Raw genomic sequence first — 8,647 nt, forward strand, 5'->3', positions numbered from 1 at the left:
TCACTGCAGGCGCCCCTCTTCGCGCAGCGCCTCCTGCATCGATGGCTTGATCAGCGCAGCCCCGGCCAGCGCCCACAGGGTGAGCACATCGTCCAGCGCGCAGATGTTCCCGGGGTGCACGCCGAGCCAGCGGATGAGCTCTTCGGCGCGCTCCGGCGAGGGCGAGTCGTGCAGCGTGCAAAAGAGTGTCCACGCGGCGTCGAAGGCGGGATCATCGGGCACACGGTCACGCATCATGCAGCCAGGCTTTCCAGCGGGACGCACGCCTTGTCTTCCTCGATCTTTCCGGCGCGCATCGTGACCACGCGGTCGGCCAGGTGGAAGTACCTGTCGTCGTGCGAAATCACCACCAGCAGATGCCCCTTGGCGCGCAGTTCGGGCAGGAGCTCCGTGTAGAACAGATGCCGGAAAGCCGGATCCTGGTCGGCGGCCCATTCGTCGAACACCAGCACCGGGCGGCCTTCCAGGTACGCATGCACCAGCGCCAGCCGCTTGCGCTGCCCGGTCGAAAGATCTGTGGTGGTGAAGGCACCGTCCTTCACGCTCACCTTGTGCGCGATTTCCAGGCGTTCCAGGTAAGGCAGCGCCGTCTGCGGCAGCGTGGCCGTGCCCGCACCCTCTTCGCCAGCCGCCAGGTCCTCGAACAGGTAGAAGTCCGAGAACACCGTCGTGAACAGTTGCCTGTAGTCGTCGCGCCCTTCTGGCGTCACCACGCCGCCGTCGAGCAGCACTTCGCCGCCGTGCGGTGCATAGAGGCCGAGCAGCAGCTTGATCAGCGTCGTCTTGCCGGAGCCGTTGTCGCCCACGATGAACACCATCTCGCCGGGCCGGAGCAGTAGGTCGATCGGCCCGAGCATGAAAGCCTCGCCGCCTTCGGGCGCATCGAAGCTGTAGCGCACGCCGCGCATGGCGATCTCGCGGTTCAGCATCACGCCGTTGGATGCGCGCTCCAGGTGCAGGTGCGGCTCCGGCGTTGCAAAGCGCGCCGACAGGTCGGCAATGCGCCGGAATGCGATCTTGGCCCGGCCCACACCCGGCAGCGCGCCCGCGATCTGGTCCACCGGTCCCTTCAGGAACAGCATCACCAGCACGAAGCCGCTCAGCACCGCGGGCTCGGTCGGCCGGAACGCGGCCCAGCCCAGGATCAGCGCGATCAGCAGGAAGAACAGCGCCGAGCCGAAGGCCGTCGCCATCACATAGGTGTTGATGGCGCGCCCGTTCACGGTGCGGATGTTGTCCACGATGCGCTCGATCTGCCCACCGAACATCCGCGTGCGGCGTGCGCGGTGCATGCGGAATTCCTTCGCGCCTTCGCTGATCGCGCGGTAGGTCTTGTGCAGCTGCTCCTCGTATTCGCGCGCCTTCCAGAAGCCCACCTCGGCGCGCACCTGCGCGCGCGTCTGGATCGTCGCGCCGATCGCGAGCGCCACCACCAGCAGGCAGAACAGCGGCAGCGACAGGTACGCGAGGTACGCCAGGCAACCCAGCGCAATCGCAAACGCGATGAGCGTGGACGACAGCACGAAGGCCACGTCGCTGATCATGTCCACGTCCTGCGAAAGCACCGGCATCAGCCGGTGCGTGCGGTAGCGCTCCAGCGCATCGATGGGCGCCGAGAGAATCTTCTGCGCGAGGCTCTTGCGCACCTGCGCCACCAGCCGCTGGCCGACGAAGTTGGTCGACACGTCCGAGGCCATGCGCCCCAGCAGCGCCACCGCGCACAGCCCGACGAAGGTCAGCAGCAGCCCGCCCGCCATGCCGCCCTCGCGGTTGAGCACCTGGTTGATGGTGCCCAGCAGCGCGACGGTAGCCGCACCCGCGCTGATGCCGGTGATCGCGGACAAGAGAATCCACGGAAGAAACGGCTTGAGCAGGCGCCCGAGCTCGGAGGTGTTGCCACGGGGGGTCGCGGTGGTCGGTGTCATGCAAAGGCTCTTTCCGCCCACCCGGGGCAAAACGGCTTGAAAACGGCCATGCCCCGTCGACATGGCCCGGGCGGCTGCACACCGCTTGCTGAATAGACGGTTGGGCCCCGGCAATGTTCATGCGATGCGCCGGATGAACACCGCTGCCGCCAAACCGTCTTCAAGGGATGCATTCCCCGCACCTCTTGCAGGCCGCCTCGTGATCGCGCTGCTGGAACCCCTGTTCCCGGGTGCACTGGCCGTGCATGCCGAACGGCTGCAGTGCACGGACGCGGTACCGGCCGGCGCGCTGCGCGTGGCCGACCTGGCGCATTCGCCTTCGCTCCTGGCCGACGTGCTGCACCTTCACGCGCGCGCGCGCGGCGCGGCCGGCGCGCGCGACCTGCGGCCGATCGCCTCGGCGTGGAGCCTGGACTACCTCTCCGCGCTGCTGCCGCCCGTGGTGGCCGCCGCCAGCGTGCTGCAGCACGTGTTTCCGGTTTCGGCGGAGCACATCTGGGTGCGGCTCGACGACAAGGGCCTGCCCGCAAGCTTTCATGTGCCGCACCTGGGCGAGCCGCGCCGCGGCGCCGACACCGCGCAGCGCTATGCGCCACTGCTGTGGCAGCACCTGCAACCGCTTTTCACTGCCCTGTGCAGCCTCACGCGGCTTGCGCCCAAGATCCTGTGGGGCAACACCGCGCGGCACCTCGAGCCGATCTTCGACATGGCGCTGGCCGCGACCGGCGGTGCAGCCCACATCGCGCGCGACCGCGACCACCTCCTGCACCACCCCGCCTGGCCGGACGAGGCCCGGCCGGCCAACCCGCTGCACGCCCGCTGCCGCGAGGCGCGGCCAGTCGACGCCGGCCAGGGCCGGCCGGTCAAGCTGCACCGCCAGTGCTGTCTCTATTACCTGCTTCCGTGCGAGGACTACTGCGGCGCCTGCCCGCTCGCGCCGCAGCACCGGAAGAAGGCGAGCGAGATCCTGCAGCCGTGAACAGATGGCGCGCTGCCACGTCTTCTACTGAAGGCCCCGCGCCTGTCTGTTCCCACGCCCAAGCCAACTCCAACGCCAATCCATCCTTCACGCCCCACCCATGTCCAAGGCAAAGCTCGTCTACATCCTGTCCTTGAGAAACGCGGCTGCCGACAAGGCCGGCCAGTACATCGACTTCAAGGGCACGCAGCGCTACATGGCGTCCCCGCTCGAATACCTGGCCAAGGCACTGGACGAAAGCCCGCTGGGCGAGGCCTATTCGCTCGAAGGCATCGTCTACGACGACGACGAAGGCTTGCCGCGGGACCGCGCGGCGCTGCAGGACTACGGCTTCTCCTGCCAGCCCGGCCGCCAGTGGATCTTTCCGGGCGACCTGAAGGCGCAGGGCAAGCCACTCAACGGCATGCTCCACGCGGTGCCGTCCGAATACCGGCGGCTTCCGCTCGACGCGAAAGAGCGCCCCGCCGCCAAGAGCGCCTTCGAGCGCCGCCTGCTGGACAAGCTGCTCACGCTGCAGGCCGACATCGTCGTGCTCGACGGCCTGCTGGTCATCCTGGACGAGCTCGTGCGCCCGGGTGCGCCGTTCCACCGCAGGATCGTCAACATCCACCCCGGCATCACGCGCATCGAGTCGCCCTACGAGCGCCGCGGCGCCCGCGCCACGCTCGATGCGCTGCACGGCGCCAGCGGCCGCAAGGTCGTGAACTGGCAGACGATGGAAAGCATCCCCGCCACACCGCTCCTGAAGACCGGCGCCTCGCTGCACTACGTGGACAACGGCATCGACTCCGGCGAGGTCATCCACGACGTGCTCGGCACGCACATCGACCCCGGGGACACGATCCTCGAGCTGCGCTGGAACAACTTCAACCACAGCCTCTTTCCGGCACTCCACCAGGGCCTGGCCCTGCTCGCGAGCCACCGGTCCACCGAAGGAACCCCATGACCCTCACCTCCTACGCCGACGGCACGCCGCACGACATCACCCTGGACGGCGAGATGCTCGCCGTGCGCAGCCGCCAGGGCGGCAGCCGGTCACTCTGGAAGCTCGCAGCCGGCGGGGCCGATGCCGCGCTCCAATGGGTCGACGGCAGTGCAGCCTCCACCCCTCACCTGCTCGCGGCGCTGGAAGCCGCCTTCGAGCACCGCCCCGCACACAAGAGCCTCGCGGTGGCGGCGCCCGCACTGGCCGAGGAGCTGACCCACACCGGCGTCCTGCTGGCGTCGCCTGACGGCGGCGTGCGCGCCTTTCGCGACATGCTCTGGCAGCAGCCGCGCCTGTGGCTTCCCACCGTGCATGCCCCGATGGCGCAGCGCCATGCGCTCACCAACGGCAAGGTGCATCCGCTGCGCACGCCCAAGCCGCGCGGCGTGCTCTACCAGCGCTTCATTCCGTGGCTCGGCAAGACCTTCTCGTTTCGCAGCATCGACTTCGAGCGTGACCTGGGCATCTTCAACCGCTGGATGAACGACCCCGACGTGGCCGAGATCTGGGACGAGGAAGGCGACCTGGACAAGCACCGCGCCTACCTCTCGGGCATCGACTGCGACCCGCACATGTACTCGATGATCGCGAGCTTCGACGGCGAGCCCTTTGCCTACTTCGAGATGTACTGGGCCAAGGAAAGCCGCATCGCGCCCTTCTACGACGTGCAGGACTACGACCGCGGCTGGCACGTGCTGGTCGGCGAGCCGTCGTTTCGCGGCAAGGCCTGTGCCACCGCATGGCTCACCTCCATCTCGCACTACATCTTCCTGTGCGACCCGCGCACCCAGCGCGCCGTGGGCGAGCCGCGCATCGACCACGTGCAGCAGATCCGCAACCTCGACAAGTCGGGCTACGCCAAGGTGAAGGAGTTCGACCTGCCGCACAAGCGCGCACAGCTCGTGATGATGCTGCGCGAACGCTACTTCATCGACAGCCTCTGGCTGCCGCGCGGCGATGCACCGGCAGCCACTCACGCCAAACCCGTTTAACCCGCTCACCGCTCAACCGCTTCGCAGCAAAAGGAATCCGCCATGGTCATTCACGACGTCATCGGCATCGGCTTCGGCCCCTCGAACATCGCGCTGGCGATCGCACTCGACGAGAGGCGGCGCGACGGGCGCCGGCTCGACGCGATGTTCATCGAGAAACAGCCCGCCTTCGCCTGGCACAAGGACATGATGCTGGAGCATGCGCACATGCAGATCTCCTTCCTGAAGGACCTGGCCACGCTGCGCAACCCGACCAGCCGCTTCACCTTCATCAACTACCTGCACGAGAAAAAGCGCCTGCAGGACTTCATCAACCTGAAGACCTTCTTCCCGAGCCGCCACGAGTTCAACGACTACCTGGCCTGGGCCGCTGCGCAGTTCGAGGATGCCTGCGTCTACGGCGAGGAAGTGTTCGAGGTGCTGCCCGAGCGCGAGGCCCACGGCGACGCCGTGACGCTGCTGCGCGTGCGCTCGCGCGACCGCACGGGCCACGTGAGCGAGCGCCTCGCACGCAACCTCGTGGTGAGCATCGGCGGCATGCCCAACATTCCGGACTGCTTCCGGGCCCTGCGCAGCGACCCGCGCGTGTTCCATTCGAGCACCTACCTGCAGGGCATCGCCGCGCAGGACGGCGCGCAAAAAATCGCGATCGTCGGCGCCGGCCAGAGCGCCGCGGAAATCTTCATGGACCTGCAGGGCCGCCCCCATGTCCCGCAGGTCGACCTCGTCATGCGCGCCCGCTCCATCCGCCCTTCGGACGACAGCCCCTTCGTGAACGAGGTGTTCAACGCCGAGTTCACCGACTACATGTACAGCCGGCCCGACGACGAGCGCGCCGCCCTGCTCGAGGAGTTCGGCCACACCAACTACGCGGTGGCCGACCTGGAGCTGATCCAGCAGATCTTCAAGATGTTCTACCAGCAGAAGGTGCGCGGCGAAAACCGCATGCGCTTCCTGCGCCGGCACGACATCCACGCCGCCCACGCCACCGCCGAGGGCATCCACCTGACCATGTGCGACCGGAACACCGGCCGCGAAAGCACCTCGCGCTACGACGCCGTGGTGCTGGCCACCGGCTACGCACGCGAGCAGCACAAGGACCTGCTGACTCCCCTCGCACCGTACCTGGGCGGCTTCTCGGTGGACCGCCACTACCGCGTGCGCAGCACCGGGGACTTCCGCCCCGCCATCTTCCTGCAGGGCGCCTGCGAGTCCTCGCACGGCCTGAGCGACACGCTGCTGTCGGTGACCTCGGTGCGCACGGGGGAGATCGGCAGCGCGTTGCTGAAGGCCATTCCGGCGATGCCAGGTACAGCAGGTGCAGCCAGCGCCGCCATCGCCGGCCGAAGCGAGCGCCAGGCCGTCCGCATCCAGGCAGCCGCCGAGGCACGGTGACGCGGGCGGGCGGGTACCTGCTGAAGCATTTGGTACAGGGTGTCTCTCTTTTTGTAGTTCAAACGTCTCATGTACGGAAGCGCCAGAACTGCGGGATACGGCAGGCCTTGCGCTGAAACCCGAACACGTCGTTTTTTCACTGCTCCTGGAGTACCTCAACCTATGCGTCCCCTGCCCCGACCCCGCCTGCTGAGCGCCGCGCTTGCCTCGGCCTTCGGAACCGCCTGCACCCTCTGGGCGGCCCCCGTCTTCTCGCAAGACAGCAACCTGCCGGCGGTGACCGTCACGGCCGATACGGAAGCGTCGGCCAAGGGCCATGTGAACGGCTACGTGGCCAAGCGCAGTGCCACCGGCAGCAAGACCGACACCCCGATCCTGGAAACCCCCCAGTCGATCTCGGTGGTCACGGCCGACCGCGTGGCCGCCATCGGCGCCACCACCGTGAAGGACGCGCTGGGCTACACCCCCGGCGTGAGCACCACCGTCTTCGGCGCCGACTCGCGCTACGACTGGATCTCGATCCGCGGCTTCGACGGCTACGCGCCGGGCTTCTACCTGGACGGCATGCCCCTGCGCAACAACGGCAACTGGGGCGTCTGGCAGATCGAGCCCTACGGCATGGAGCGCATCGAAGTGCTGCGCGGCCCGGCCTCGGTGCTCTACGGCCAGGCCAGCCCCGGCGGCGTGGTCAACGTCGTGAGCAAGCGCCCCACCACCGAGCCGCTGCGCGAAGTGCAGCTGCAACTGGGCAGCAACAACCGCACCCAGATCGCCGCCGACTTCTCCGGCCCCATCGATGCCGAAGGCAAGCTCAGCTACCGCCTCACGGCCGTGGGCCGCGACAGCAAGCTGCCGGCCGGCAACATGGACGACGACCGCTTCTACATCGCGCCCTCGCTCACCTGGCGCCCCTCCGCGGACACCACGCTCACGCTGCTGTCGCACTTCAACCGCGTGCGCGGCGGCGTGTACACGCGCGGGCGTCCGGCGGTCGGCTCGCTGGTTCCCACGCGTTTCGGCAACTACATTCCCGACTCGCTCCTGGTGGGCGACCCCAACTTCAATCACTTCGACGTGGACCAGTGGATGGTCGGCTACGAGTTCGAGCACCGCTTCAACGACACCTTCACCGCGCGCCAGAACCTGCGCTACGGCCGGCTGGACGTCGACTACGGCGCCGTGCAGGGCCGCGCGATCGTGCCGCTCAACGGCAACGCCGCCGATCCGCGCAACTACCAGATGCTGCGCCGGAGCATCTCGGGCAGCCGCGAGAGCGTCTCGACCTTCACACTGGACAACCAGCTCGAAGGCAACTTCGTCTCGGGCGACTGGAAACACAAGGTGCTGATCGGCCTGGACCACCAGCGCACCGGCATCGAGCAGGCCAGCTACAGCGGCGGCAGCGCGCCGAGCATCAACATCTACGCGCCCGTGTACGGCGGTCCGTTCATCGTGCCCGCGCCCTATGTGGACGCCAACACCCGCCTGACGCAGACCGGCCTGTACATCCAGGACCAGATCAAGTGGGGCGAGCGCTGGAGCCTCACGCTCGGCGGCCGCTACGACAGCGCCTCCACGATCATCCACAGCAACCTGGACGGCACCCGCAGCGACATCCCCGAGCACAAGTTCACCAAGCGCGGCGGCCTGGTCTACACCTTCCCGAGCGGCTGGGCGCCCTACCTGAGCTACTCCGAATCGTTCTCGCCCTCGGCGCGCCTGAACCCGGACACCAAGAGCCCGTTCAAGCCCGAGACCGGCCGCCAGTACGAAGCCGGCGTGCGCTACCAGCCCGTGGGCACCAGCGACAGCTACAGCGCCGCCATCTTCGACCTGCGCCGCCAGAACTACATCACTGCCGACGCCAACTACCAGCCGCGCCAGACCGGCGAGGTGCTGGTACGCGGCCTGGAGCTCGAAGCGGCCTTCCAGCCCGTCAAGCGCATGAACGTGACGGTGTCCTACGCCTACACGCCCAAGGCCGAGATCACGGCCAGCAGCACGCCGAGCGAGATCGGAACGCCGCTGCTCGCGGTGTCCAAGCACCGCGCCGCGCTCTGGGCGGACTACCGCTTCGACAACGGCATCAAGGTCGGCCTGGGCGCGCGCTTCAACGGTTCGAACCACGGCGACCTGAACAAGGCGCCGGCGAAGGTGCCTTCGTACACCTTGTTCGACGCGATGATCGGCTACGACATCGACCGCTGGAGCCTTGCGCTGAACGTGCGCAACCTGACCGACAAGACCTACTTCGCGAACTGCGACCAGTACGGCAACTGCTACTACGGCGACCAGCGCAAGGTCACGGCCACGGCCACCTACCGCTGGTAGGCTGCGCGGCAGGCCCCCAAAGGCAAAAGGGGACGCAGCT

At 67.8% G+C, this 8,647-nt stretch carries 7 protein-coding genes; 5 read left to right on the forward strand and 2 right to left on the reverse strand.

Features of this window, described 5'->3' with window-relative positions; genetic code table 11:
• Together VAPA_RS19055 and VAPA_RS19060 are read right to left on the reverse strand one after the other, a co-directional pair.
• On the reverse strand, window positions 1-237 hold the full coding sequence (locus VAPA_RS19055; protein ID WP_021008398.1) for a hypothetical protein: 237 nt from the start codon (window positions 235-237) through the stop codon (window positions 1-3).
• Window positions 234-1,925: a cyclic peptide export ABC transporter gene (locus tag VAPA_RS19060; protein WP_021008399.1), complete on the reverse strand. Its 1,692-nt coding sequence runs from the start codon at window positions 1,923-1,925 to the stop codon at window positions 234-236. The genes VAPA_RS19055 and VAPA_RS19060 overlap by 4 nt, the downstream gene beginning before the upstream one ends.
• Before the next feature lie 199 nt (window positions 1,926-2,124).
• Between VAPA_RS19060 and fhuF the strand changes: the two genes are divergently transcribed.
• From fhuF to VAPA_RS19085, 5 genes are all read left to right on the forward strand, one after another.
• Window positions 2,125-2,904, forward strand: a complete 780-nt coding sequence (gene fhuF, locus VAPA_RS19065) for a siderophore-iron reductase FhuF (protein ID WP_230558895.1) — start codon at window positions 2,125-2,127, stop codon at window positions 2,902-2,904.
• A 100-nt stretch (window positions 2,905-3,004) separates the two neighbouring features.
• Window positions 3,005-3,850, forward strand: a complete 846-nt coding sequence (locus VAPA_RS19070) for a formyltransferase family protein (RefSeq protein WP_021008401.1) — start codon at window positions 3,005-3,007, stop codon at window positions 3,848-3,850.
• A complete protein-coding gene (locus tag VAPA_RS19075; RefSeq protein WP_021008402.1) occupies window positions 3,847-4,881 on the forward strand; it encodes a GNAT family N-acetyltransferase in 1,035 nt (344 codons plus the stop codon). Before VAPA_RS19070 ends, VAPA_RS19075 begins: the two co-directional genes overlap by 4 nt.
• A gap of 42 nt (window positions 4,882-4,923) precedes the next feature.
• Window positions 4,924-6,276: a lysine N(6)-hydroxylase/L-ornithine N(5)-oxygenase family protein gene (locus VAPA_RS19080; RefSeq protein ID WP_021008403.1), complete on the forward strand. Its 1,353-nt coding sequence runs from the start codon at window positions 4,924-4,926 to the stop codon at window positions 6,274-6,276.
• Between the two features lie 162 nt (window positions 6,277-6,438).
• On the forward strand, window positions 6,439-8,607 hold the full coding sequence (locus tag VAPA_RS19085; RefSeq protein ID WP_021008404.1) for a TonB-dependent siderophore receptor: 2,169 nt from the start codon (window positions 6,439-6,441) through the stop codon (window positions 8,605-8,607).
• Window positions 8,608-8,647: the final 40 nt, after the last annotated feature.

This window comes from Variovorax paradoxus B4, from assembly GCF_000463015.1.
Taxonomy (GTDB): Bacteria; Pseudomonadota; Gammaproteobacteria; order Burkholderiales; family Burkholderiaceae_C; genus Variovorax; species Variovorax paradoxus_E.

Bases quoted from the DNA above. Each gene is read 5' to 3' on its own strand.
- VAPA_RS19085 (WP_021008404.1), top strand. From the start codon at position 6,439: ATGCGTCCCCTGCCCCGACCCCGCCTGCTGAGCGCCGCGCTTGCCTCG.
- VAPA_RS19060 (WP_021008399.1), bottom strand. From the start codon at position 1,925: ATGACACCGACCACCGCGACCCCCCGTGGCAACACCTCCGAGCTCGGG.
- VAPA_RS19080 (WP_021008403.1), top strand. From the start codon at position 4,924: ATGGTCATTCACGACGTCATCGGCATCGGCTTCGGCCCCTCGAACATC.
- VAPA_RS19070 (WP_021008401.1), top strand. From the start codon at position 3,005: ATGTCCAAGGCAAAGCTCGTCTACATCCTGTCCTTGAGAAACGCGGCT.
- VAPA_RS19055 (WP_021008398.1), bottom strand. From the start codon at position 237: ATGATGCGTGACCGTGTGCCCGATGATCCCGCCTTCGACGCCGCGTGG.
- VAPA_RS19075 (WP_021008402.1), top strand. From the start codon at position 3,847: ATGACCCTCACCTCCTACGCCGACGGCACGCCGCACGACATCACCCTG.